The 24660-nt window shown below is 62.4% G+C and carries 26 protein-coding genes and 1 pseudogene; 11 read left to right on the forward strand and 16 right to left on the reverse strand.

Features of this window, described 5'->3' with window-relative positions:
* Window positions 1-333: hypothetical protein (locus IEX84_RS14160; protein WP_188873208.1), on the forward strand; the 333-nt coding region annotated here is incomplete at its 5' end.
* Between the two features lie 251 nt (window positions 334-584).
* On the opposite strand, the gene IEX84_RS14165 is transcribed toward IEX84_RS14160, so the two are convergent.
* Window positions 585-1475 carry a DNA-binding protein gene (locus IEX84_RS14165; RefSeq protein WP_188873209.1) on the reverse strand — a complete coding sequence of 297 codons (891 nt, stop codon included), beginning with the start codon at window positions 1473-1475 and terminating at the stop codon, window positions 585-587.
* 635 nt (window positions 1476-2110) lie between these two features.
* Window positions 2111-2425, reverse strand: a complete 315-nt coding sequence (locus tag IEX84_RS14170) for a DUF7718 family protein (protein ID WP_188873210.1) — start codon at window positions 2423-2425, stop codon at window positions 2111-2113.
* 115 nt (window positions 2426-2540) lie between these two features.
* Here IEX84_RS14170 and IEX84_RS14640 point away from each other — a divergent pair, with 115 nt between their 5' ends.
* Window positions 2541-2867 (forward strand): HVO_A0114 family putative DNA-binding protein, encoded by a 327-nt coding sequence (locus tag IEX84_RS14640; RefSeq protein ID WP_229732389.1) that lies wholly within the window; start codon window positions 2541-2543, stop codon window positions 2865-2867.
* A gap of 204 nt (window positions 2868-3071) precedes the next feature.
* Window positions 3072-3521 carry a DUF7342 family protein gene (locus tag IEX84_RS14180; RefSeq protein ID WP_229732390.1) on the forward strand — a complete coding sequence of 150 codons (450 nt, stop codon included), beginning with the start codon at window positions 3072-3074 and terminating at the stop codon, window positions 3519-3521.
* 33 nt (window positions 3522-3554) lie between these two features.
* Here IEX84_RS14180 and IEX84_RS14185 read toward each other — a convergent pair whose 3' ends face one another.
* The 3 genes from IEX84_RS14185 to IEX84_RS14195 form a co-directional block, all read right to left on the reverse strand.
* On the reverse strand, window positions 3555-4085 hold the full coding sequence (locus tag IEX84_RS14185; protein ID WP_188873212.1) for a hypothetical protein: 531 nt from the start codon (window positions 4083-4085) through the stop codon (window positions 3555-3557).
* Entirely contained in the window at window positions 4082-4765 is a 684-nt protein-coding gene (locus IEX84_RS14190; RefSeq protein WP_188873213.1) for a DUF7437 domain-containing protein, read from the reverse strand. The genes IEX84_RS14185 and IEX84_RS14190 overlap by 4 nt, the downstream gene beginning before the upstream one ends.
* Window positions 4766-4888: 123 nt before the next feature.
* Window positions 4889-5191 (reverse strand): hypothetical protein, encoded by a 303-nt coding sequence (locus tag IEX84_RS14195; protein ID WP_188873214.1) that lies wholly within the window; start codon window positions 5189-5191, stop codon window positions 4889-4891.
* Window positions 5192-5357: 166 nt separating this feature from the next.
* Here IEX84_RS14195 and IEX84_RS14200 point away from each other — a divergent pair, with 166 nt between their 5' ends.
* The 6 genes from IEX84_RS14200 (at window position 5358) to IEX84_RS14225 (ending at window position 13719) form a co-directional block, all read left to right on the forward strand.
* Window positions 5358-6059 carry a helix-turn-helix domain-containing protein gene (locus IEX84_RS14200; RefSeq protein ID WP_229732391.1) on the forward strand — a complete coding sequence of 234 codons (702 nt, stop codon included), beginning with the start codon at window positions 5358-5360 and terminating at the stop codon, window positions 6057-6059.
* A 117-nt stretch (window positions 6060-6176) separates the two neighbouring features.
* Complete coding sequence (locus tag IEX84_RS14205; RefSeq protein ID WP_188873216.1) at window positions 6177-8102, forward strand: ABC transporter substrate-binding protein; 1926 nt, start codon at window positions 6177-6179, stop codon at window positions 8100-8102.
* Between the two features lie 82 nt (window positions 8103-8184).
* Window positions 8185-9174, forward strand: a complete 990-nt coding sequence (locus IEX84_RS14210; RefSeq protein WP_188873217.1) for an ABC transporter permease — start codon at window positions 8185-8187, stop codon at window positions 9172-9174.
* Window positions 9174-10085, forward strand: coding sequence for an ABC transporter permease (locus tag IEX84_RS14215; RefSeq protein ID WP_188873218.1), 912 nt, complete (start codon window positions 9174-9176; stop codon window positions 10083-10085). Before IEX84_RS14210 ends, IEX84_RS14215 begins: the two co-directional genes overlap by 1 nt.
* Window positions 10082-12163 carry a dipeptide ABC transporter ATP-binding protein gene (locus IEX84_RS14220; RefSeq protein WP_188873219.1) on the forward strand — a complete coding sequence of 694 codons (2082 nt, stop codon included), beginning with the start codon at window positions 10082-10084 and terminating at the stop codon, window positions 12161-12163. The genes IEX84_RS14215 and IEX84_RS14220 overlap by 4 nt, the downstream gene beginning before the upstream one ends.
* Window positions 12164-12297: 134 nt before the next feature.
* Window positions 12298-13719, forward strand: coding sequence for an SLC13 family permease (locus IEX84_RS14225; protein WP_188873220.1), 1422 nt, complete (start codon window positions 12298-12300; stop codon window positions 13717-13719).
* Window positions 13720-13824: 105 nt separating this feature from the next.
* Here the strand turns inward: IEX84_RS14225 and IEX84_RS14230 are convergent, their stop codons facing one another.
* From IEX84_RS14230 to IEX84_RS14245, 4 genes are all read right to left on the reverse strand, one after another.
* On the reverse strand, window positions 13825-13971 hold the full coding sequence (locus IEX84_RS14230) for a hypothetical protein (protein WP_188873221.1): 147 nt from the start codon (window positions 13969-13971) through the stop codon (window positions 13825-13827).
* 32 nt (window positions 13972-14003) lie between these two features.
* Window positions 14004-14504, reverse strand: coding sequence for a hypothetical protein (locus IEX84_RS14235; protein WP_188873222.1), 501 nt, complete (start codon window positions 14502-14504; stop codon window positions 14004-14006).
* Window positions 14501-15097, reverse strand: a complete 597-nt coding sequence (locus tag IEX84_RS14240; RefSeq protein ID WP_188873223.1) for a DUF7437 domain-containing protein — start codon at window positions 15095-15097, stop codon at window positions 14501-14503. The genes IEX84_RS14235 and IEX84_RS14240 overlap by 4 nt, the downstream gene beginning before the upstream one ends.
* Before the next feature lie 90 nt (window positions 15098-15187).
* Window positions 15188-15544, reverse strand: a complete 357-nt coding sequence (locus tag IEX84_RS14245; protein ID WP_188873224.1) for a hypothetical protein — start codon at window positions 15542-15544, stop codon at window positions 15188-15190.
* Window positions 15545-15670: 126 nt separating this feature from the next.
* Here IEX84_RS14245 and IEX84_RS14250 point away from each other — a divergent pair, with 126 nt between their 5' ends.
* The gene (locus IEX84_RS14250; protein ID WP_229732392.1) at window positions 15671-15967 is read left to right on the forward strand and encodes a hypothetical protein; all 297 of its coding nucleotides are present in this window, start codon (window positions 15671-15673) and stop codon (window positions 15965-15967) included.
* An 80-nt stretch (window positions 15968-16047) separates the two neighbouring features.
* Window positions 16048-17001 carry a transcription initiation factor IIB gene (locus IEX84_RS14255; RefSeq protein ID WP_188873226.1) on the forward strand — a complete coding sequence of 318 codons (954 nt, stop codon included), beginning with the start codon at window positions 16048-16050 and terminating at the stop codon, window positions 16999-17001.
* 44 nt (window positions 17002-17045) lie between these two features.
* Here IEX84_RS14255 and IEX84_RS14260 read toward each other — a convergent pair whose 3' ends face one another.
* The 7 genes and pseudogenes from IEX84_RS14260 to IEX84_RS14285 form a co-directional block, all read right to left on the reverse strand.
* The gene (locus IEX84_RS14260) at window positions 17046-17306 is read right to left on the reverse strand and encodes a hypothetical protein (RefSeq protein ID WP_188873227.1); all 261 of its coding nucleotides are present in this window, start codon (window positions 17304-17306) and stop codon (window positions 17046-17048) included.
* A gap of 307 nt (window positions 17307-17613) precedes the next feature.
* Window positions 17614-18042: a PIN domain-containing protein gene (locus IEX84_RS14265; protein ID WP_188873228.1), complete on the reverse strand. Its 429-nt coding sequence runs from the start codon at window positions 18040-18042 to the stop codon at window positions 17614-17616.
* Window positions 18039-18350 carry an AbrB/MazE/SpoVT family DNA-binding domain-containing protein gene (locus IEX84_RS14270; RefSeq protein WP_188873229.1) on the reverse strand — a complete coding sequence of 104 codons (312 nt, stop codon included), beginning with the start codon at window positions 18348-18350 and terminating at the stop codon, window positions 18039-18041. The genes IEX84_RS14265 and IEX84_RS14270 overlap by 4 nt, the downstream gene beginning before the upstream one ends.
* A 168-nt stretch (window positions 18351-18518) precedes the next feature.
* A pseudogene (locus tag IEX84_RS14790) lies at window positions 18519-18674 on the reverse strand (phage NrS-1 polymerase family protein); the annotation flags it as partial.
* Window positions 18675-19012: 338 nt separating this feature from the next.
* A complete protein-coding gene (locus IEX84_RS14275) occupies window positions 19013-19552 on the reverse strand; it encodes a winged helix-turn-helix domain-containing protein (RefSeq protein WP_229732393.1) in 540 nt (179 codons plus the stop codon).
* A gap of 80 nt (window positions 19553-19632) precedes the next feature.
* Window positions 19633-20847 carry a phage NrS-1 polymerase family protein gene (locus IEX84_RS14280; protein ID WP_188873230.1) on the reverse strand — a complete coding sequence of 405 codons (1215 nt, stop codon included), beginning with the start codon at window positions 20845-20847 and terminating at the stop codon, window positions 19633-19635.
* A gap of 367 nt (window positions 20848-21214) precedes the next feature.
* A partial coding sequence (locus tag IEX84_RS14285; protein ID WP_188873231.1) for a conjugal transfer protein occupies window positions 21215-24660 on the reverse strand: 3446 nt, incomplete at its 5' end.

The following is a 24660-nucleotide window of genomic DNA, read 5'->3' on the forward strand; positions in this document are numbered from 1 at the left end:
TCAGTGGACAACTACGCGGAGAAGATCGGGATCGCGGAAGAAGAGGACGAAGACGAGGAGAGCGACACGCACCCAGGACTGATCTGCTCGGTCTGCAAGACCGACTTGAAGCGCCGAGATGGCGAGTGGCGATGTCTGAACCCCGATTGCACCAATCCACGCGACCGCGACCGAAAGGACCAGATACACCAAGACACGACTCGACAGGGGTTCATCCCGACTGTCGACGGCGTCTGCGAGGAGGGTGAGCACCGGATTGAGAGCCAACGGTGTGCGCGCTGTGGGACCTCGACACAGTCACTCGTTGACTGGCACGGCCACACGCTCGGCTAGCCGTGCGGCTCCTATTTGTCAACCGAGGGCCTTCACCTGAATATTCAGATAGAGCTCGTGTGGGTGTCTGTAAGGCGACGTACCACCGTTTGACCAGTCCATGCGTCCAGTTGCCGATGAGCCGATCAAAGCTGGACGGAAGGTCGTGGCTGCGCGCGCAGCGACCCTGTGGAGCGAGCACGGAGCGGTGGGTGGGGCGGCGGGGTCTGGGTCTGGTCCGGCAGACAAAAAGAAAGAGACCGCGGGTCGCCCTACTCCCACCAGGCTTCGCGGTCGGGGAAGAGCATGGTGGTCCAGCCGGTGACCGCGATCGAGACGCGGCCCTGGTACCAGCTCGTGCTTGCACCGCGAATCTGCACGCGCTCACCTTCCTCAACGATCTTCGGATTCGACCGGACCCAGCTGGTGAATTTCGTCTTTCCGCTCTCGTCCTCGATCAGTCCGACTTGCTCAACTGCCGGGTCTGGGGCGTCCCACAGTTGCACGACTGTCCCCTCAACACTCACCTCGCCACGATCGACGTCCCCAACGCGATCGATGGGGATGATCTGTCCGGGTGCAGCCTCAAGGTCGTCTTTCACGTCGAGGACGGCACTGGGGATGTCCGCGCCGTCGCGCACTTCCTGTGCGAGCCGCCGGCTGATCGCCGCCCGCGACCACCCATCGAGCTCGCCCGCCAACCGCCTGGCTTGCTCGTTCACCGCCCCGAGTTCCTCTTGGGAGAGCATCTCGCGAGGATCATTGTCGGGACTCAGCGACTGGTCCACGCTGGCCGCCCGCCGCTCGAACGCCCTGGTCCACGCGGCGCTCCGCTCGCTCGCGACGTCGCGTGCCCGCCGTGCACGCCCGTCCTGCTCGCCCAACTCTGCTTGAGCGCTGATCCGCTCAAGTTCTGCTTCGCGTGCCTTGATGCGTTCTTCCTGTGCGAGCGTCACACCGGGAATCCGCTCTTGATCCGCGTCCGCGATTCCCTCTGGGTGGTTCGCGTCCACCTTCGCTTGCGTCTCCGCTTGGACCGTGGCCTGGAACGCCGGCGTCTCCGCCACCACCGTGAAGCCGTCCTCATCAACCGTCTCGCGCTCGCCGTCGCCAAACTGTTCATCCACCGAAACAACCTTCTGACTCGCGTTCTGACTCGACATTGCTGATCACTTGAAGGCGCTCACGCGCCGATCCGCCGCGATGCCACAAACATCGCGGCAGTCCTCACACGACCCGACAGTGACGTCTCTGCGCTCTCGCTCGCGCCTTCGCCTCGCCCCCAGCGGGGGCGAGCGAGAGCGCTCAACACAGCGGCCACTATCCAGCCGCGCGCGGCGACCCGCCGGGAGCGAGCGGCCAGCGCATTCCCCGTTCGCCGCGACGCAACCCCGTCCGTCGCGGGCGGCCTAGCCGCGGTCCCCCGGACCCGAACGGGTGAAGCGCTGGCGTCGAGACCAGATCCATTTTAGCCCGGACCGGGCGCGGGCGGTGCGGAGAGCGCCCGCATGCCCGGACTGGTCGGTCGCGAGCGACGCGAACGGTGAACACCGTGAACCGTGAGCAGGCGACCGGCGGCACGCGCCGAGCGCGGCGAACCGTCGCGTTACGCTGTCTATGCAGCTCCGCCGCTCGACGTATCAGCCGACGTGGCCGAACTCTGATCCGAGCGATCGCCTCGCTCGTTCCTCATCCCGATACGTTGTGAGGGATGTCACACCCCTTCTCGCCGATCTGAACGCGAGAGCAACACAGCTTTGCGTAACAACGGGATGGAAGGTATCGGCGCGGTCAGGAACTAGTCCGCGTGGTTTTCTGCGTAGGTCGAGGCGTACTGCCGCCAGTTTTCTTCGAGATGTTGCTCTGCATCCCAGACTGAGAAGTCGACGTTGGTGTCTTTGGGCTGGTTACGTTTGTAGAGTCGATCGAAGTGTACTGTTTCGTGGGCGGTGTCGATTCGAGCGATCTGCACTTCACGCTCAGTGTTCGGGTCGTTGTAATGGACTGCGACGGAGAAGTCTTCGACTGTGTTGATGTTTGGGGAGACCGAGACTGAGATGAAATAGGGCTGGCCATCGTAATGGCCTAGCAGTCGAGAGTAGAGCTTTGCCATCTTTCGAGAGATAGAGAGCCCGTCTCTTTTAATCTACTCATCGATGAGCCCCGTCAGACGGCTACTGACACAACTCTTTTAGCGTTGAGGTACGAATACAACAGTACGAGGGATTATGGCTGCGACTAAAGAACACACCCAGAAGAAGGCGGAAGTCACCCGTGCGTTAGCTCGTGCTGGCTATGACGACGTGCTGATGATCGACCGAGACACCGCAAGCACGATTCTCACCGAGAAACGCCAGGAGTTGCTAGAGCGAGTCCGTGCCGGCGACGTCGAGTCCGTTCGGCATCTCGCGAAAGAAGTTGACCGTGACAAGGCCGCAGTGAGCCGCGATCTCGAGACGCTCTTCACGTACGATCTGATCGAGTATCGCGAAGACGGCTCGCGAAAAATTCCCGAATTGAAGCACGAGACAGTCATCGTCGAACCCGTCGTCTAGACGCGGACTTCATCGGCCGCGAAGACAACCTGCGCAACTCCCAACTGTCGGGCACCTGCAGACGTTCTTGCTCTCTGCCACCACCCTCTCCAAGCACCCACAAACTACTGGGGGTCGACGACGTAGTGATGAGTAATGTCGGAGGAAACCCCGCCGGACTTCGACCTCACCGGGGAGTGGGAGGCGAGACTGGAAGAGCGAACGGTGGTGGAGCGCGTCTCCGAGGTTGCGATGGCACTGACAGCGCCGACGTCGGCTAGGGAGATTGCGGAACGGGCGGACTGCGCGACGGCGGAGGTACGGCCACATCTCGAGTGGCTCGTCGAACGCGGCATCCTCGAGAAAGCCACGGACGACCCGATGCGCTTCGTGCGTAATGAGGCGTATGCCGAGTTCCGCCGAATTACCGAACTGACGCGGGAGTTCGAAACGCCGGCGGCAATCGCGGACGCAATCACGGAGTATCGTGAGCGAGAACGCGACCTCGCAGCGTCCTTCGAAGCGGCCTCGCCCGACGCTGTCGTACTCGCGGACGTCGAATCTGAGGACCGTGATGAGGCCTACGACCGATTGAGTGAGTGGCGCGCAGTCACGCGACGGCTGTCTGAACTCCACGACGCGAAACGCCGTCTCGAATCGCGTCACGTCGACTGATAGGCCAGCCGAGCATGCTGTTGGCTGTTACGATTAGATGAGGCGCATTGTGTCGCCGGAGTCGTCGCCGATGATGTCCGAGCGGCCGTAGACGGTGATCGTGTCGGTATAGCCTTGTGCGCGGACTGCGTTTTCGACGCCGTTGCGTGCTGGTCCATCGTCAGTGAGAACAACGACGTCGGTGGATGCCTGCTCGCGGACGTACTGGATGGCGAGCCCGGCGATGATTGCGTCGGTTTTCTCAACCTCGTGTTCGGGTTGGCCGGTGACGTCGGCGATTGTTCGCCGTGCGATGTCGCTCGCAGCGACGGCATCTCCTGCTGTCGGGTCTGGCGCATCGATGATCTCTGCCCAGCCTTCATCGAGTGCGCGACGGACGCGGTCTCGATTCGGCCCACCGAGCTCACCGACAACACGCTGCGGGAGTTGGAGGACGACGCTCGCACGCCGGACTGCGCGTCGAAACCGCTGATACTGTGGATTTGAGGGATACCCGATTGCGAAGAAGATATCCGCGTCGACGAGGACGTCTTGGTCGGGTGCGAGTGGCGAGTCTGCACTCATTCCGCGTCCGGTGGGGACGGTGTCGTCTCCCGCTCGTCAAGATCGGGAAGCTCCATCGCGTCGTGGACGTCGGGGAAGAGATAGTCGAAATAGGGGTCGTGGTCTCGGCCGACGGCAAGGGCAGGGACGAGTGCGTAGATAATCATCATCGCTTCCGTTTCGCGAACGTCGATGTCGTCGGCGACCATCCGCTGGGTAGTCTGCCCTGCGAAGTGGAGGCCGGTACCACGGAGTGCGGCGACGAGTTTCCCGATGCCGTAGCGATCGAGGAAGTACGCGACGTCCGCATCGATCTCTTGGAGGGCGAACGCGTGGAGGACGGTCGGCGTGATGACGATCGGTGCGTGTTCGTCGACGACAGCAATCGGTTCGGCCGTCAGTTGCTGCGGCCGTGTTGAATCGTCCCGCGTGATGAGACCGCGGTCGACGAGCTGGTCGATGTATTCGTAGGCCGTCGATTTCGAGAGGTCGAGGTCGTCCTGGACGTCGGGTGGTGTCGTCGGACCCCAGTAACAAATGTAGACGTAGACGCGCGTGAGCGCCGGGTGATTGAGGAGTTCGACGACAGTCTCAAGCCTCGGTGCGTTCTCGGCGAGCCGCTTGGGGGTGAGTGCGTCGCTAGAGGGCGTATCTGCACCACCAGCTGACCGTACTGGGTCGGTCGGTGGCTCTTCAGGCATACGACGACGTTCGAAGTCGATAGGCCTCAGACTATTGGTCGAAGTCTTTCGAATACCGCTGTGCGCATTCGCGTACCATCCCGACGGTTGGGATCTGCCTAACGTCTCGTGTTGAGAAACGCCTCAAACGTCGGCAATTTCGTCGATGTAGTCCTGGTCGAGTTGCTCTTTCAGGATGCGGTAGTTCGCGGCTTCCTCGGCGCCAACAAGCGACTCGAGTTGGTCGTAGGTAATCTCGTCGTCGTAGTAGGCGGCGGCGATTTCGTGGTTGAGTGCGTCGTCGTGCGCGACCTCCTGCAGGTACTCACGGAGTGCAGTGACGACGATCTCGGTACGGTCCTCGCTGAGGACGTCCGCGAGTGCGTCCATTCGGTCAATGAGCCGGCCAGGGGCGCGAAACTGGACGCGTTTCTTTTCACCGATCATGTGTGTCTATTGTATACTCGGCTACTTCGCAGTTGGTGCATGAACGATTATAAGCCACGGGCGACGGATGGCGATAGCTGTTCGCCTGGGTGGGGAGCCGTCTTGACTGTCGGGGGTTTGGAGAGCGGGACTAGTAATGGTTTTACCGCGCTCGTCATTCCATCCAGTGGAGGGGGTTTGTATCCTTACACTTGAGTTCGAAACTGATCCGACAGGTATCCTCGCGGAGATCGCGACCCGGGTCGGCGCTGATGGTAGTGTCGAGGTTGACAACGCGTTCTATGTCGAGGATGGCGAGTGGTTGGAGTCGTTTACGATTGCGACGACGGCGGATGTCGATTTAGAGGCCTGGTTCGGGGGTGTTTCCGGTGTTTCGGTGTTTCATACGGAGTCGGTGCCGTCGGGGTCGGCGGGGACCGACGTGACGCGCGTGGTCGCGTTCGTTCAGGAGCCCTATCCGTACGTGCTGGAAGTCGCGTTGCGGCATCACGCGATTCCGAATCGGTTGACCGTGCGTGAGGGAACGGTGTCGATGATTGTGACGGTGAGCGAGTGGGATGCGTTCCGTGAGTTAGCTGACGACATTGAGGTGAAGTTCGGCAGGTTTGATCTCGTGAAGGTGAACGAGACGGGGCGGCCGGGCGAGCCGCTGGATAGCGGGCGGCTCACGGATGTCGTCGTCTCGAAGTTGACTGCTGACCAGATTGACGCGCTTGAGACGGCGTACACGATGGGGTATTTCACGGTTCCTCGGGAGTCGTCGGCTCAGGAGGTTGCGGCGGCGCTCGATATCCAGCAGTCGACGTTTAGTGAGCGGATTCGGGCGGCGGAGGAGACGCTGCTCGAACTCGTATTCGCCTCGCGATAACGACAGGATTCTCATGCAACAATAGTTTAGGACACCCTAATCTGACTTAAAGTACGATAGCTATCACTCCATTTCGGAGCAATTCCTACCCGAATACCGGCATATAGTAGAATTGTAATGAGGAATAATGATGGTGATGCCGGTGCAGCCGGTGACACCGAGACCTCCCGGCGAGGATATCTCCGCGCCGTCGCAGGGGCCGGTGCCGTCGGCGTGACGGGACTCGCTGGATGCATGGGCTCGGGGCCACAACCCGTCAACCTCGACCCCTCCGTCCCGACCGGGACGCCGACGACGGTCGAGACGAAGTACTGGCACGACTGGCCGAACATCGACGCCGAGTCACCGCCGATGGAGTACACGGCGAAAGCCGGCGCCGTCCTCGATCCGGTGACGATCGAGTTCTCGACCGAGGACGACCCGTGGATGCGCGAGCACGCGTTCATGGTTCAGCGCTCGCTGCGCGACCTCGGCGTTCGCACGTCACTCGACAATCGGCCGCTGAACCAGCTGTACGCGCAGAGTTGGACCACGGCCGGACTCGAGAACATGATCTCGATGAGCACACATGGTCCGGACCCCCAGCGCGGCCTCGACCCGAACCCGCTGGTGATGCGCCGGTATAAGTCGAACCCGTCGAACTACGACAATTACTGGCATCCCGAGTTGAACGACCTCCTCGACCGTCAACGCCGCCTCACTGGCGACCGCGAGAAACGAAAGGAACTGGTCGACGAGGCACAACAGGTCTTCGCCGAAGACGTCGGCGGCCTCATCACACTCTTCCCGGACGTCATCACGGCGGTGAACGAGCGCAAGTGGGAGGGGTACGTCATGACGCCGGGGAACGGCCCGACCGGCGACTCCTTCCAGTGGACGGAAGTGAATCTCCAACCGGAGACGGGTGAGCGAGCGTACGTGAAGGGGACGTCGGTCTCGATGAGCTCGCTCAACCTCCCGTGGTCGGGCGGTGGTGCAGGCGCGAAGCGCCTCACCTACATCTACGACGGCCTCTTTGACGCGTCACCCGAACTCGAGGTCGTGCCGGCGCTCGCGACGAGCGCCGAGTTCGTCGACGACACGACCGTCGAGATGTCGCTACGCGAGGGCGTCACGTGGCACGACGGCGAACCGTTCACGGCCGAGGACGTGAAGTTCTCCGTCGACTTCTACCAGCAGTACTCCGCGGTGAGTCAGGCGCCGTTCTACGGGCCGATCGATTCCGTCGAGGTGCTCGGCGACCACGACGTCCGATTCAACCTCACGCGACCGGACGCCGCATTCCTCACTCAGCGCGTCGTCCGCAGCGTCATCATCCCGAAACACCGCTGGGAGGACGTCGACAGCCCGACGCAGTACAATCCGACGAACCCCGTTGGAACCGGCCCCTTCGAGTTCGAGAGTTGGTCGCAGAGCAGCAAGTTCGTCGTCAGCCGCAACGACGACCACTGGATGTGGAACGACGACTGGCGCGCCACACACCTTGGGGAGGCCGCCGAGCGCGGCCCGGGTATCGAGCGCGTCATCTGGGTGAACGTCGGGAACGTCAACGCGCTCATCGGCGGCCTGCAGAACGAGAAAATCGACGCCGTCGCCGGCCGACTCTCGAACGCCCAAGCCGAGCGCGTCGCCGACACTGACGCCGTCGAGAAGAAGGTCGCGAACAACTTCGCACCGCTCGACACGAAACTCATGTTCTCCGTGCCGCTGATCCGTGACAAGGAGTTCCGCGTCGCGCTCGCGAAGGCGGTCGACAAGCGAGGATTCGTCGAGCAAGTCCTCCAGGGCCGTGCGACTGTGCCGCCGGGCGAGAACTTCATCTCCGACCTCACGATCTGGCACAACGACAACACCCACGACTACAGCTACGACATCGAGGAAGCGCGTGCGATCCTCGAGCGCGCCGGCTACACGTGGGACGACGCCGGCAACCTCCGCTTCCCGAACGGGGAGGCATGGGCAGCGTTCGTCGAGCGCGTTCAGAACGTGAACTGCCACCGGCGACGCACGGAACTCGACCAACCGAACTTCGCTGACCAATGACTAGTCACACACACAGCAACGACGACCGTAGCATTGGCCGAGCGGGAGCGCGGCCACGACAAGCGAGTGGGGGTGCTGGCCGATGAGTCAGTTCCAGCGCTTCCTCGCGAAGCGGATCGCCATCGCGGCGGGGCTCACGCTCGTCGCCGTCTCGGTGATCTTCTTCACCCTCCGACTCCTTCCCGGAAGCCCGTTCACGCAACTCGTCGCGTCCGGGAACCTCTCGGAGCAGCAGGTCAACGACATCATGGCCCTCTACGGGCTGAATCAGCCGCTCCTCGACCAGTACGTCATCTACTTGAAGAACCTCGTCACGTTCCAGTTCGGCTACTCGATCAGGCAGAGCCGCCCGGTCTGGGAGATTCTCGGCCCGAAGCTGTTCAACACGCTCATCCTCCTCGTGCCCGCGCTCGTCACGACCGCGGTCCTGAGCACGCTCCTAGGGATGTACGCGGGGTGGAATCGTGGCTCGTGGCTCGAGACTGGGAGCATCGTCACGACGACGTTCCTCCGCTCGACGCCCGTCTTCATCACGGCGCTCCTCGTCATCATCGTGTTCTCGTACAACCTTGAGCTCTTCCCGGCGTTCGGGATGCGCGAGATTACGGCGAGTCCGAGCGGCTTCACCGACACGTACCTCTCGCTGGACTTCGCGTACCACTACATCCTCCCGTTCACGGTCGCCGTCCTCTACTACAGCGGTGACTTCCTCCTGCTCGCGCGCAACGGTATCATCGAGAAGAAGGGCTCGGAGTTCCTGAAGCTCCACCGTGCGAAGGGGCTCACGGAGACCGAACAACTGATGCGCGCCGGCCGGAATTCCCTCCTGCCAGTTCTGACGTATTTCGCGCTCCGGCTGGGGATGATCTTCCAGGGTCTCATCCTCCTCGAGGTCGTCTTCGGGTGGCCGGGGATCGGCCGCCAGCTTGTCACGTCCATCTCCCAGCAGGACTTCCCGGTCGTGCAGGCCGCGGTCTTCCTCATGGCGCTTGCGGTCATCGTGATGAACCTCGTCGCTGACGTGATGTCGGCGTACTTTGATCCGTCCGTCTCCGCCGGGGGTGGGAGCTGATGTCGACGGAGAGCGCGGACTCGATTCGAACACGCGCCCGTTCGACGGTCGACTGGCTCGTCTCCCACGTCCAGTTCGTCACGACCGATACGCCCGCCCTCGCGGGGTTCACCATCCTCGTGGGATTCGTGTTCCTCGGGCTGTTCGGCCCCGTGATCGCGCCCTACGACCCAATTCGGGCGAGCGTCCAGAACGCACAGGGGACGATTCTCCGTCTCCATCCGCCGACGCTTCGAGCGCCGTTCGGTACGACCGCGTACGGGAAGGACGTCTTCAGTCAGTTCCTCGCGGGTGCGCGACCGACGCTGATCGTCGGCCTCGTTGGCGGCGTCGCGACCGGCGGGATCGGCTTCCTCGTCGGCCTCGTCAGCGGCTACTTCGGTGGCTGGGTTGACGAGACGCTCATGCGGCTGACGGACCTCACGTTCTCGCTGCCGTTCATGCCGATGGCGCTGCTCCTGTTGACGTTCATCCAGCCGAACATCTGGATTATCACGCTGATCATCGCGGCCTTCCTCTGGAAGATGCCCGCCCGCGTCATCCGCTCGGAAGTGCTCTCCGCCAGCGAGCGGACATTCGTGAAGTCCGCGCGTGCGAGCGGCGCGGGCCACCTACGGACGATGTTCGTGCACGTCGCGCCGAACGTCCTCCCCATCGCCTTCCTCTATACCGCCTACGGTGTCGCGTGGTCCATCGCCGCGCAGGCCAGCCTCGCGTTCCTCGGCTTCGGTGACCCGACGACGACGAGCTGGGGGCGGATGCTCCGGCAGGTGTTCGCCTCCGGAAGCATCCGCGTCGCGTGGTGGTGGGTCATCCCGCCCGCGCTCGGCATCGCTGCCGTCACGACCTCGGTGTTCCTCGTCGGCCGCGCCTACGAGGAAGTCATCAATCCCGAAATCGACGACCAATGAGCCTCCTCGAAATCGAAGACCTCACGGTGACGTATGGTACGGACGACGTCCGCGTGCACGCCGTCAACGGCGTCTCGTTCGACGTCGAGAAAGGCGTGAACTACGGCCTCGCTGGTGAGAGCGGCTCCGGGAAGTCGACGGCCGCCGAAGCGATCCTCGGCCTCCTCCCCGGGAACGGCCGCGTTGATGGCGGTTCCGTCCGGTTCAAGGGCCAAGACCTGCTCGAACTCTCGGCGGAAGAACGCCGCGACGTCCTCTGGGAGGAGATCGCGTACATCCCACAGAGTGCGATGGACGCCCTCGACCCCGTGATGACGTGCGGGGCGCAGATCCGCCAAGCGATTCAGAAACACCGGAACGTCACGGACGCGAAGGCCCGCGAACGCATCCGCGAGCTCTTCGACATCGTCGGACTCGACCCCGACCGCATCAACGAATACCCACACGAGTTCTCCGGTGGGATGCGCCAGCGCGTCACCATCGCGATGGCACTCGCGCTCGAACCCGACCTCATCGTCGCAGACGAGCCAACGACGGGCCTCGACGTCGTCGTCCAGGACAAGATCATCGACCAGATCCTCGACATCCAGGAGCGCATCGATAGCTCGCTCCTCCTCATCACTCACGAGATCGGCGTTATCGCGGAGACCTGCGACGAACTCTCCATCCTCTACGGGGGGACGGTGATGGAGCAGGGAAGCGTCGATAACGTCCTCGTTAACCCGACGCATCCCTACACGATGGGGTTGAAGAACTCGTTCCCAGAGGTCGAGCAACTCTCCGACGACCCGGTCGCGATTCCCGGCTCGCCCCCAAGCCTCGGCGCGCCACCGACGGGCTGTGTGTTCGCGGACCGCTGTCCGTTCGAGACCGAGGAGTGCACCGCCGAAACCCCGCCGACGGTCGACCTCCCGAACCGGAACCATCGGTCCGCCTGCCACCACACCGAGCAGGCCGCGCAGATGCGCCGCGACGCCGCCGACCCCGAAACGTGGGGCGTCGACCCGAGCGACGAGGACGCCTCCGCGACGAGTGACGAGGAGATACTCCGCGTCGACGACCTCCAGAAGTGGTACACGACGAGTCAGCCGCTCCTCGACCAGCTCCGCGGCGAGGACCCGCCGAAGGTGAAGGCCGTCGATGGCGTCTCCTTCTCCCTCCACCACTCGGAAATCCTCGGCGTGGCCGGCGAGAGTGGCTGTGGCAAGTCCACGCTGGGCGAGACTGTCGCGATGCTCGAAGAGCCGACCGGCGGCGACATCGTCTTCGACGGCAAATCCGTCGAGGAGTACAAGCGCGGCGGGATGAAGGAGTTCCGCCGGAACGCCCAGATCATCTTCCAGGATCCCTTCGACTCGCTGAACCCGCGCCAGACGGTGCGGCAACTCGTCACCGAGCCCCTACGCATCCACGGGATAGCCGAAGATCGACAGGAGGAGAAAGCGGCGGAGACGCTCGAACGCGTCGGCCTGACGCCCGCCGAGGAGTTCCTCGACGACTACCCGCACGAGCTCTCGGGTGGCCAGCGACAGCGCGTCGCGATCGCTCGCGCGCTCGTGCTCGACCCGGACTTCCTCGTCTGCGACGAGCCCGCGTCGATGCTCGACGTCTCCCTGAAGGTCAACCTCCTCAACCTCCTACGCGACCTCGCCGACGAGTCGGATATCGGCATCATCTACATCTCGCACGACCTCGCGAGCCTCTCACAGGTCTCCGACCGCCTCGCCATCATGTATCTCGGGCGTATCGTCGAACTCGGTGAGACCGCGCGCATCGTCGACGATCCGAAACATCCCTACACGTCCGCATTGCTCTCCGCCGCACCCGAGAAGGATCCGACGAGCGACCGCGAGCGCGTCCTCCTCGACGGCGAACCACCGGACCCGGTCGACATCCCGAATGGCTGTGCGTTCGCCCCACGCTGCCCCGAGGCGTCCGCGGAGTGCCGAGAGACGGAACCCACTCTCGATGAAGCCGGTGACGACGCACACAGTGCCGCCTGCTACTTCCCCGTCGATGGCACGTCACACGACACCGGTGAAAGCGGTTCGCTGTCGAGCACAACCGCCGACGACTGACATCCCACCCTTCCACTACTCCCTCCTCACGATGCGTCCGCCCGCCCCACGCGACCCGCTGCCAGCCCGTCCGCCCAGCGGCGGCACGATGACCGCCACCGATACCGCCCGTCCACCGACTGAGGGGCGCAGGGATGAGTGACGAACTCACCCGAGCACGGCCGTCGCGGACCACCGTCCGACGTGGTGCCGGCCTCTGCGCCGCTCTCGCGGCAATCGCGTGGGGGAGTGTCGTGCCAGCCGTCCTCGTCCCACCGGTCGTCCAGGACACCGTCGCCGTGTTCGTCTTCGCGCTCGCGCTCTGGCTCACCGACGCGCTTCCGTACGTCGTCACGAGCGTCCTCACGCTCGTCCTCCTCATCCAGACCGACGTCGCGCCGACGTTCCGCGCCGCCGCCAGTGGGTTCTCGTCCTCGCTCGTCTTCTTCCTGCTTCTCGTCTTCCTCCTCGGCGCCGCGGTCGCGAACGCGCAACTGGATGAATGGGTCGCCTCCCGAATCGTGGCTCGCGGAGGCACGACCCATCCGTTCCGCTCGTTCGTCCTCCACGTCCTCGCCCTCGCGTTCGTGATGCCCTCCGCCGTCGCGCGTGCTGCGACGTTCGCCCCGGTCGTCCACGAGCTCGCTGACGCGCACAACCGTGACCGCGATGGGTCGTTCAGCACGTCGGCGTTCCTCGTCCTCGGCCACGTCAACCCGATCGGGTCGCTGGCGCTCATGACCGGTGGCGGAATGGCGCTCGTCGCCGCCGGTGTCGTTCGCTCGGCCGGCTACCCGCTCACCTGGCTCGACTGGGCGATCCTGATGGCTCCGCCCGTCCTCATCCTCTATGTGGTCTGTGCGGTGCTCGCAGCGCGGCTCTACGGCGGCTCACCGACACCGATACGGACCACGTCCATGCCGGGACGCGACCCGAATCGTGGGCTCACGCGCGAGCAATGCCTCGTCACCGCGACGCTGGTCGGCGCGGTCGGTCTCTGGCTCGCGGGCTCGGTCGTGTCGCTCCCCGCCATCGTCCCCGCCGCCCTCGCGGTCGCCGTGCTCGCGTCTCCGGGCGTCGACGTGCTCTCGAGCGCCGACCTCACGGACGTAAACTGGGGGATCCTCTTCCTCGTCGGGACGATGTTCTCCCTCCTCGACCGACTGGAAGCAACCAGCGCGTTCGATTACGCCGTCGGTGCGCTAACCGCTATCGTTCCCTTCCACACGCTCTCACACTGGGAGGGGGTCGTCGTTTTGCTCGCGTTCGCCGTCAGCGTGCGGATCGTTTTTTCCACCGGTTCCGCTGCACTGCTGGTCGTTCTCCCGGTTGTCCTCCGCGTCGGCGCGAGCGTCGGTATCGCCCCCGTGCCGCTCGCGCTCGCGTCGGTCCTCCTGGTCGGGGCGACGACCGTCTTCCCGTTCAATACGACCGCCGTCCTCGTCGCGATGACGCGCGGTCCAATCGAGTCCGTGGACGTCCTCCGCTTCGGACTCGTCACCGCGGTTTCTGCGGCCGTCGTCGTCGCACTCTCGTGGCTGTTCTACTGGCCGCTCGCTCTCGGTGCGATCCGCTGATTACGCTGGCTCACGGAAGGGAATCGGCATTACTGAACGCAATCGACTTCATCACACGAGACCCCTCACAGCCAGTCGGAGTCAGACCCGTCGCGACGCCAACTGTTATTCGTCTTCGAGGGCGTCGTAGATTTCGGCGTGGCGGCGCCCATCGAGCTTCCCCATTTCGAGGGCGATCTCGTGGCGTTCCTCGTCACTCTCCGCCGCTTGGTAGCGCTCGTAGAGCTGGCGGACGTCATCGTCAATCACCATTAGGAAACCCCGCTAACACGCCTCCAACGTAGTTAGTCGACGAGATCATTGACGAACCTGAATCCATTTATGTATGTTATTGAGTCGCCGTAGCCTTCGCTGGCGAAGATCGTCTCGATGCCCTCTCCGGCATCGTGATCGGTCGTGTAGACGTATGCTTCGCTCGCAGTTCCCTCACTGAAGGCCTGGGCGGCGACACCAGCAAGTGCGGCATCCGCCCGCTCGATTTCGTCCTCTGGTCGGCTGTCAGCAGTCGCGATATACCGCTGAACGCCGTCCATCACACGGGAGACAAGTGGAATCGTATAGTTGAGCGGATCCGCAACACGAACCCAGCCATCGTCGATCGCTGCATCAATCGGTGGTGTTCGATCGGCTGATCGGTTAGCGGTCAGTTCGTCATAGACTCGCTCCGGAAGGACGAACCCGATATCATTCCGATAGGCGAACGTCCGGACTGTGTGATAGCGGCGGTTCTTGGTGTCGCCAATCGCGACGAAGAGCCCGGTATCGCCGATGTGGATGGCGCTCACGCGTTGTCAAAATCGGTGTCGACACCGTCGATATCGGCGAGCGAGCCACCAGTCGTCTCGATGTCGAAGTGTTCGTGGACGACGGGTCGGAGCGCCTGCAGGATGATTTCCGCGGCGAGCGGTGAGATGTCGAGGTCGCGGGCCATTAGCCGGTGCGACATTTCCCCCCGCTCGCGTTCGACTGTATAGGTGAGTGCGGTCGCGAGTCCCGCGATCCCGTGGCGGTCGATGTAGGTGTCGATGTCGGCGTCGGTTTCGCGTCGGCCGACCGCGTCGATGAGCGCCGGCGTGATTGTGTATTCGCGCTCGCCGTCGGCTGTCGTGACGGTGAGCTCGATCTCGCGTGCTGCATATCGGCGCGGTGGTGTCTCGGAGACGACCTGAATGACGCCAGCGTCGACGAGGCGGTCGACATAGCTATATGCGGTTCCCTGTGGGAGGTCGAGGGTCTCGATGAGGTCTTGCGTGGTCGCCTCGCCGTCGCGTGCGAGATATGCGTAGAGTTGCGCCAGGCGCGGCTCCTCGAGGAGGTCCGCGATGGAGAGGAATTCACGGAGGAGATCACCGTTCGCTTGGTTCGAGGTCCGGGACATTCGATGTACTAGTTATAGATTACAGAGAACCAATAATAGATGTTTCGGGGCCGGCGTCGCAGAACGCACAGCCCTCCAGCGTCTGCTGGCTCATGCATTCACCCCGTCGTCGCGACCGGCTTCCCAACCCTGGTGGTAGGCAGCGAGTTGGACGACGTCCTCGAAGACTGTGTTCGTCGGCGCGTGAACGAGCATGCGGTCGGTCGGCACTGCTACCACGGTGTCGTCCTCGAGAAAGTCGGCGATCAGCTTGCGGGCCTCCGACTCCGGCAGGTCGTCGATTCGTCGTCGGGCTTGATCCGCGTCTCTGGCGAGTTGCTCGCGCTCGAAGCACTCGGCGTCATCGCTTGTGTCGGCGTGTCGCTCAGGTGCAGTCATTGGTGGCACTCGCGACGCGTGGTGTGCGTCGCAGCCCTCGACGGCGCCGACAAACGCGACGGCGGTCACATCCCGGTGGCTTCCAACATCTTAACCAACATAATCGTCCACTATCCCGGAAGCGTTGGTTAAGAGTGGGCGGCGGCAGCCTTGGTGCGAGGTATACTTCACACGCGATTCCGTATGGTGGATCGAATGGCAGATGACCTGGTCGTCCACTGCGAACTCGCTGACAGCGTGGATCTCCGCGCGGGACTGGAGGCCGCGTACATTGAACATTTCGAGGTGGACGCCGATCGGACGCTCGTCATCTCCCAGAGTGCGATCCTGATGGTCGTCGCGACCGACGGCGATGCGACGGCGGCCCACGCGTTCGACGTCGAACTCTGGGAACCCCCCATCCACAACCACGATCTGAATCCAACGGAGATCCTGACAGATCTCACCGAGGAATTCACCACTGCGTTGCCGATGACACGCCGACCAGAGTGACACTCGGAACTGAACCGATTCTATCTGCAGATAACATGAGGCAAAGACCTATATCTGATTAGGTGGCTGTCACAAGGTGAATGGAACGGTCGACTCGGGAACGTAGCGAAGAGCAGGCCGAGCGGGAGCAGTCCAGCGACGAGACCCAACACTGCCCGGAGTGTGAGTCGACAAATATCATTATGGATCAGGGCGAGCGGCTCTGCGAGGACTGCGGGCTTGTTCTCGACGACGATCAGATCGACCGCGGCCCGGAGTGGCGCGCGTTCAACCCCCAGGAGAAAGACCAGAAGAGCCGGGTGGGCGCGCCGACGACGCAGACGATGCATGATAAGGGACTGACCACCCAGATCGACTGGAAGGATAAGGACGCCTACGGGCAGACACTCGACTCGAAGAAGCGCGATCGGATGCGGCGGCTGCGCACGTGGCAGGAGCGTATCCGGACGAAGGACGCCGGCGAGCGCAACCTCCAGTTCGCGCTCTCCGAGATCGACCGGATGGCGTCCGCGCTCGGCGTCCCGCGGAGTGTTCGCGAGGTTGCGTCGGTTCTCTACCGGCGCGCCCTCGATGAAGACCTCATCCGCGGGCGCTCTATCGAGGGCGTTGCGACTGCCTGTCTGTATGCAGCCTGCCGCAAGGAGGGCATCCCGCGATCACTTGAGGAAGTGACGGAGGTCTCACGGGTTGACCAGAAGGAGATCGGGCGCACCTATCGCTACGTCGCCCAGGAACTCAGTCTCGCGATGGAGCCAACCGACCCCAAGGAGTACGTCCCGCGTTTCGCAAGCGACCTTGACGTCTCTGAGGAGACAATCGCGAAGGCTAACGAAATCATCGACACGTCCGCCGAACAGGGCCTCCTCTCGGGAAAGTCTCCAACCGGATTCGCGGCGGCCGCCATCTACGCCGCGAGCCTCCTCTGCAACGAGAAAAAGACCCAGCGTGAAGTCGCCGACGTCGCTAACGTTACCGAGGTCACGATCCGCAACCGCTACCAGGAGCAGATCGAAGCAATGGATCTCGGTGTCTAGTTAACACTCTCAGTCGGCTCTATCGTAATTCCCCCAGATGAGGGCTATCGATATTGCCGAACAAAGGATGCATTCCCTCCCCCACCCTTTCGTTTCTGAAGATATAATACGCTAACAACTACTGCACCGATGATGGGCGGAATAAACATCCCAATAAAGAAACCAACAGCCCACATATCGGCGGTCTCGATGTTTTGATTTCGCCCATCAAAATAGATCCAGGCAGCACCAAAGAGACCAATAAAAACGGCTAACTTTCCTGAAATTTCGACGCCGACGGTGCTGTTCCGTTTCGAGTTCTGCATCGCGACGTCGCGTTCCGTGTCGCTGGTCGTGTTCGGACATAGTTGCGTGAGGAGGTGCTTGATGGCTCCTCTACCCCTATTGGGGGCGACAAACACGACCGGCGGAGACACGCGACTGTGGATGGCACGTAATCGAGTCCCCTTACGAGTGTCCCGTCGTCGGCTCCCTGACGGAGTAGTGTCGCAGCGTGGGCGCCGTCGCGACAGTCCGCCGCTACGAGAGGTCTCTTGCATCAATGGGTGTGCGCGGCGTCTACACGTAAGAGGTGGTCAAGGAAGCGCAATCGCGCTCCGATCCGGGTGGATGCTACGCTGGGTCTGTTCGGAAGCGCGTTATTGAGACGTCGTCAACATCGTCATAATCGTCATCAGCACCGACGAGGAGCATTCCATCAACGTGTGTCGCGGTTGCAAGCGCAAACGCATCGCCGAGTGCTGGCGAATAGCGGAATTTGAAGTCGGCTGCACTGGGCCACGTCTCCTCAGTATCGACTCGACGGATCCCGGTTTCTGCAAGGACATCAATGATGGCGTCGGCGCGTTCTTCACCGTCGATTGCGCGGACGACGTAATGGACCTCGGCGAGGTTGATCGCGGAAATATACCCATCAGCCGATCCTTCCACGGCTTCGATGTAGGTTTCGACGGTGTCACTGCCTGACTCATCACAGAAGTACGCAATCAGAGGTTCCGTGTCGAAAACGATCGTATCGGGATGATCACGTGCCGCTGTCATTCCGTGTCCTCATCTTCGCGATTGACGTACCGCTGGCGCAACTCCTCATCACTAGCTTTGTCCTGTTTTCGGTCCTCACGAAGCCGTTCGACTGCCGAGCGCCCCTGCTCGTCGGTCTTTCCTTTCAGGATGCCGCGAAGGTCCGTGGCTGACTGAATGGGCCGAACGATGACCTCGCCATCGTCAGTGCGGACGAATTTCACCCGGCCCGGCGTATCGATCCCTAACTCCTCCCGGAACTCTTTCGGGATCGTTGCCTGTCCTCGAGACGACACCGAGACAACTTTTTCAGACTTAGTCTTACTCATACTCAATCAATTCATTACTTTGTCCCATTCATACATAAACGTATTGGAGACGTCTAGTGGCTGTACAAGCCTTCTACCGCGGAGTAACCCAGACCGGAGTCAAACAACTGCTTCGTGTAGCTCCACGAAAAGACGGTCTCTAGCGCCACTCCCATTGGGCCATCACCAAAACGTCAACCTATCGGCGTAGCGGCCCTCACCCCACTTCTCGCGCAGCAGCCCCGACTCTCGGAACAACCGGTCCATCTGCGCTTGATCACCACCCGTCCAGAGCGCGAGCAGACAACAGAACGCCATATCCGCCTCCGACTGACTGTCGTACCCGCCAAATCTACGGGCGCCGTCGCGACAGCACGCCGCTACGAAGTGGACTGCCGCATCGATGAGTGTGCGGGCGTCGATCGCCGAAAGACTAAATCCACGAGCACCGTAGACAGGCATACGATGCATGAAGACGCCCAACGCCGCATGAATCGGGATGTGGCGGAGAACGAAGACTTGTACGGGGCGTTCGCGGCAACACCCAAGGACGACGAGGAGTAACCCGGACTGTCGGCCGCGACATCATCTCGGTGTCGCGCCCACCATCCGGGGAGGGTGGTTGACGCCCGCGGAGCCGATCGGTGGCGGGCTGCTTCGGCTGAGTCGCCGGTGCGTCCGCGTCATACGGACGCCGATGGGCGCGCAGTATAGCTGTCGTAGTGGTCAATCGCGTCCCGAAGGAGGGAGAGCTGATAGCGAGCGGACTCCCAGTCCGCCGCAGCCTGGAGTCGTTTCTGTGCCTCGGCGACCGCGATAGCCTCCGTCACCGACACGCGAAGCTCACGCGGCGTCTTGACAGCGTAGTCCGTTTGCCACGCCTCGATATCTGCCTGGATGGCTGTCGCCTGCTCGGTGAGTTCTGTCTCCGAATTCTCCGCGACGAGTTCCTGAATCGCCGTCAGCCGCGTGTAAACGGGGTCCGGATAGTACATCTTCCCCCGCCCTGTCTCGTCGACAACGAGCACGCCGAGGTCGACGAGCCGTTCGAGGTGGTCACGCGCCGTCGGCTCCGAGACGTACGCCTCGTCTGCGATCCAGCCCGCCGTTCGCGGCCCTTCGAGTGACGATGCGACCGACCGCACTCGGTCGAACCCCGTCGTCGCCTCCTTCCACCGCGACACGTACCCCGGTTCGTCCGCCTGTTCACCCGAACCAGTCATACCACACACTACGCAGTAGAGGAAGATAATATTTTCCACGAGAAAAATATACTACCCCAGTGTACAGACGGAGGGGCACTTCACTCAGAATCGAACCAATTCTTCGTTCGCCCCCACATCGATGACTCCGACCCTCCGGACTCTGTTTCCCTATCCAACTCTGCCTGTGCGGCGTCACGTTCACTCTTGAGCCGTTCGACCATCGTCTCTAACTCCGCGATTCGGTCGTCTTTCTCCTCGAGTCGCGCTTCGAGCGTCTCAACACGATCCGCCAACACCTGATTTTTCTCCGCGAGATACGCCTCCCCGCGGTCATCACGCGACGTCGCGCTCTGACCGTCCTCTTCCACGTCACCCGTAGTCACCCCTCCCTCGGGCTCGTAGAACTCGGAAGTCCGTTGGACGGCGCGCTCGATCGTCTTCTCTCCATACGTCGACCCATCCGCGTAGTGGACCTCATCCCACTTCTCACGCAGCAACCCCGACTCGCGGAATAACCGGTCCATCTGCGCCTGATCGCCGCCCGTCCAGAACGCCAAGAGGCAACAAAACGCCATATCGGCCTCCGACTGACTGTCGTAGCCCCCAAGCCGGCCGTTCCACAACCGCTCGAACTTCTCCCCATTCGACGCCCCCATCGCCTTCTCCACCAACTCCTCGTCCCCCAAGTCGACCTCACTCGACGGCGCCGCGTCCCCCGCCGAGTCTGCGGGCGCCGTCACGACGTCGTCCGTCAAGGCGCTCTCGTCGTCCGGCTGCACGTACTCCCGATGAATCCCCCGCAGGGCGTCCTGCCGGCGCGCAATCCGCATCGGCGTCCCCGAAACATGGTCGCCCGTTACCGTGAAGAAGCGCGCCGTCTCGTAGCACTCCACACTCCCACGCCGATTCCGCCCCTCGGGGAGTTCTCCCTCCACCAAGACGTGGAAGCCCGTCCCCGACGGCGATACCTCCGTGTACGAGTCCAGTCGCTCAATGATGTCTGTCGCGTCTTCCTCAACTGCGCCCGTCTCGGGGTCACGGCAGTCATCCAGATCGACGCCAACTAACGGGTCCTCATCCGTGAAGACGAACCCAATCCCGTCCGCCTCACCCGACTCAACCGCGTCAACTGCAGTCGCGACGTCCGTCCAGGTGACCGCATCCGTCGCCGACCCATAACCACCCGTCGCCGCATTCACCGGCACCTTCGTCGCCTTCCCACCCCGCTCCTCCACCCGCCACCCAACCCACTGCTCGCGCTCCCGCAACTCCGCTGGCAACACATCCAGATCAACATCGACCCCATCACTCATCGCCGCTCACCTCCAGTACTCACACCATTCTCAGAGTTCAAACAACTCCATCGAATCCCGCTCCTGCTTCTTCGTCCATTCCCAACGGGTACCCCCCGCCTTATTCTAGTTGGCTTTTGCTGTAACAGCCATCCTCTACTCCCTGATTGTTCCACTCTCTGGCCGTGGAAATGCCGTACAGTATTCTGTGAGTGACCCCGTTGTGTTACGGCATTTTCGGGATTTGCTGTAACAGATCCCCGAATATCGGTTTTCTCGGGTTTTCCAGACCTCATACCACAGTCTAGCTTAACCTCAGTTAGGTTCGGTAACGGTGCTCCTTTCGATCTATTATTCTGATAGATTCGTGGGATAGGCCACTTGGTCATCAGTCCGCACCACCTCGCTTGGTGAGTTTGATTCCCTCGTAGTATCGGACTTGGTTCCCATCTCTCCGGTCAGTCGTTCGCTCAAGCGAGAGCTGCTTATTCAGCCGCCGCGCGAACCAGGATTTCGAATCTGGTTCGATCCCGTGGTTCTCAGCCCACTGCTCGTAGGCAGTATACACGTCGCCAGCAGTGACACGCTCGTCGGGAGCCTCAGATAGACACTGAGCAGCAAACTGTCCGACGACCGCATCTGGATCGTCTGCAATCTCCTCGATATCAGGTTCGTCGAGGCTCTCTAGCGCCATTAGCTGATTCTCTGGGGAGTCCTGGCTCTCGATCACCTCTTGGAGCGTGTCGATCGGGTATGTCCGGCCCTCAGAGTACACTGTCGCGCTCCCGTCGCGTGGCAGGATGATTATGGCGTACTCCATCTCTTCAGCGTCCGCAACGGCGAGGTCGTCGCGGGGAACGAACGGGCGCTTAATCCGCGCCCAGTTCGCCTCGAACGCTTGCTTCGACTCGTAGATATGGCGGGTTCCCTCCTCGTAGACGATGTACTCCTCAGCCGCCGGGTCGTAACTATACGTCGCCGGCATCCGCCCCTTCGAGAGATCCGTGAGTGAGTCCACGCTGAGAATCTCTGCGTCCGCAGTCGTCCGGAGGACAAGCTTTCCCGACTCCTCACACCAAGCCGTCTGCGTACTGTTCGTGTCCTCGACGGGCCGGACAGCGGTCACGCCACCGTCCTCCGTTGCCCCACCGTTGAACGTGAGGTTCTCGTCAGTCGTATAGTAGCGGGTTTCACCGGCCGAGAGTTCGCGGACAGGTGGGTTGAGTATCTGCTCAATGCGCTCTGCCCATTCTGTCTGCGACGAGCCCGGTCGAACGACGAAGAGCGGGAACTCTCCCTCGTCCTGTGCTTTCCGGAGGTTCACCAGTACCTTTGCGGGATTCTCCGGTGTCGTGGTCTCGACCTCAATCGCGAACGCGTTCTCGAAGTCGGGATGGGTTGCCCGCGCGTCAGGTTTCTCGCTGCCGTCCTGCGTCAGGATGGAGACAGTGAATCCTTCTGCCGTCAACTCCTGCTCGGCCTGTTCGAGGGCCGTATCGTGCTTCTGACTCCCCGCAGACTGCACAGATCCGGTTTCAGGCGTCGCGACGTCCTCACCGTCGTCGGTGAGGCGGATCACGAGTTCGTCGGTGTCCATGTCGACGGTCGTTTCGAGGAAGCGCGAGCGCTGCCGGAGCGACGCGAGCTCGTCGTACGTGGGCGCATCCGCATCAGCATCCTCGAAGAGCCGGCGAAGCTCATCGTCGACCGTCTCCACTGCCACCCAGTCGTTCCCCGTTCGGCTCCCTGTTCGCAACTGAACGCTCCGGACGACCTTCGCGAGCGCGACGTCCAACTCCCCATCCGCGACGTCAAGGACGTCACCGAGTTCCTCGGGCGTCTGCGTCGTCGGCGTCGCGTCTTCCGTCACGCCGTAGGCGTCGCTGACCTGGTCGTGGATGCGCGTGAGCGCCTCCTCAAAGCGAGCTTCCTCGTCCGTAGTCAGTGGCTGGTCGCTCTCCGGATGGCCTTTCGGGATCGGGAGTGGCGCGAGGCTGAATGGATACGGGCCAGTCTCACCGAAGACGGGACTCGGGAGGTTCGCGATCCACTCCCCACGTGGGAGTGAGCGGATGCGGTTCGCAAAGTCCTCGGGGTCCATCTCCTCGTGGGCCATTGCTTGGGCGAGTTCGCGGTCGACGCTGATCTTCCCGACGAGTGGGCTGCCGATGTTGTTCAGGACGTTCAGATAGGCGCGACGGCCGCCTTCGGCTTTCATCTGTTCGGGGAACTGCATCGAGAGTCCGACCGAGAGGCGGAAGCTCCGCCCCTGCTCAAGTAGGTTGTTCATCACGTCCGAGACGGCAACCGAGGCGGCCTCGTCGATGAGGAGGTTGACGACGTAGTCCTCGGGACGCGTCTCGGCGTCCTGGTTCTCCTCTTGGAGTGCGGCTTCGAGGTTGGTGAGGATGACGCCGGTCATGATGCGGGCGGCGTCCTCGCGAAGGTCGCCAAGGTCGAAGAGGATGACCGTGTCCTCGTCGAGAAGATCGCGGAAGTCGAACTGGGGCTCGGTGTTGTTGAAGATACGGCGAAGGTTCGCGTCGTCGGAGACCATCCCGAGGCGGTTGCTGACCCCGCCCATAATGTTCGAGAACGTCGTCTTGTCCGCCTGCAGCTGGCGGCGTAGCGAGCGCGTGACCGCCTCGTCAGTCGACTGGGGCGCCGCGCTCAGGTCGGGCTGGGGCGGGCCGGCCTCCCAGAGCTGGTCGAGCGCGTTCTCCAGTTGGCGGTGCGCGAAGTAGTCCTCGGACTCGCGATACTGGCCGTTTTCGCGGCCGTGCTCTTCGTCGAAGAGCGCCTTGACGAGGGTCTTGATCAGACCGGGGGCGACAGTGGCGCGCTCGTAGCGCTCCTGGCCCATGACGAGTTTGAGAATCTCCTCATAGTGGTCGGCTTTCTTCTGGATAGCGTCCTCGCGGCGCACGCCATTTTCGAGGGCGGGCTGGATGTTGAAGAAGGAGAAGCCGGGGAGGTCCTCGGGAATCGAGAAGTGGATGACGTTCTCTTCGAGGTCATCAATCCCGAAGCGAGCGGCATGAGCGCGCATGTAGTTCTCCGTCATTCCGTCGCCCTTCGGTTCGATCAGGATCGATGGTCCCTCCGTATTCGCGTAGAGGGAGAGCAGTTCGTTAATCTGGGCTTTCGACTTCCCGGCGCCGGTCGTCCCAAAGCGCCCATAGTGTGTAGGGAGGAGACTTGGCGGGATACGGACCGGCTCATTCTCGGGTTCACCGGTCTCGTCGAGCGCATAGCCGATCGCCATGCCCTCACGGAACTCACTCATGAGGTCAGGGTCCGGCCGGGAGAGTGGGTTCCGACTTTGCTGCTCGGCGCGTGTCCCCCGAGATCCCTCCATCGAGAGTTGTTCGGAGGAAGGGACGAGGAGGAAGTGCGCGAGTTCGCGCCCGCTCAGCACGAAGTCGGGTCGTGTCTTCCACCGGCCGGTGACGATGTCGCGATCGAGGAGGCGCTGGAGGGCCTTGCGTGCGTTCTTCTCTTTTTTCGCCTCGCGGAACCCACTCGAACGCACTCGTTCGGACTCAACATCGTAGAATGGGCCGTCGAGTGGGTCGAACACCGGGGCGAGCGACGACAGTCGCTTGTCGAGTGAGTCCTGGCCGTCGTCGCTGGTCGGAACGCCGACTGCCCGGATGTTCGCCGTGAACGAGCGCTGGGGGTTCGTCGCCTCGATCGCGTTGAGGCGGCGTTCGACGATATCGCTCAACTCACGCTCGTCGCGTTCGTACTCCCCGAACTCGAGTAAGCCACCGATGATCCGCTGCGCCCACGTGTCTCGCCCATTGCGCAGGTCTTCTTTGCGGAGTCCAGCGT

Origin of the sequence: Halarchaeum rubridurum (genome assembly GCF_014647115.1) — an archaeon.
In the GTDB taxonomy this organism is placed as follows: domain Archaea; phylum Halobacteriota; class Halobacteria; order Halobacteriales; family Halobacteriaceae; genus Halarchaeum; species Halarchaeum rubridurum.